This window comes from Oleiphilus sp. HI0125, assembly GCF_001635355.1.
In genome coordinates this window covers 1-267 of record NZ_LWGF01000536.1, presented here as the reverse complement: position 1 = coordinate 267, position 267 = coordinate 1, and the positions used below count along the sequence as shown (strand labels likewise).

The window sequence follows — 267 nt, the reverse complement described above, 5'->3', positions numbered from 1 at the left end:
TGAAAGAAGAAGAGTCTGAGTTTGCTGATGGCTGGCGCTTACGCAGTCTTGTTAAGAAGTACTCGGATCATATTTCTTTCCCGGTCATTATGAAGTCTGAGCCAATGCCAGCGGCAGAAGGCGAAGAGCAGAAAGAACCTGAAGACGAGGCAATTAACGAAGCGACGGCACTATGGACATTGTCAAAATCAGAAATCTCTGAAGATGATTACAAGTCTTTCTATAAGCATATCTCGCATGACTTCCAGGATCCGCTAACATGGGCCC

1 pseudogene is annotated in these 267 nt (G+C 45.7%); it reads left to right on the top strand.

The window, feature by feature from the left end:
- Positions 1 to 267 (top strand): annotated as a pseudogene (locus A3762_RS06755) (molecular chaperone HtpG); the annotation flags it as partial.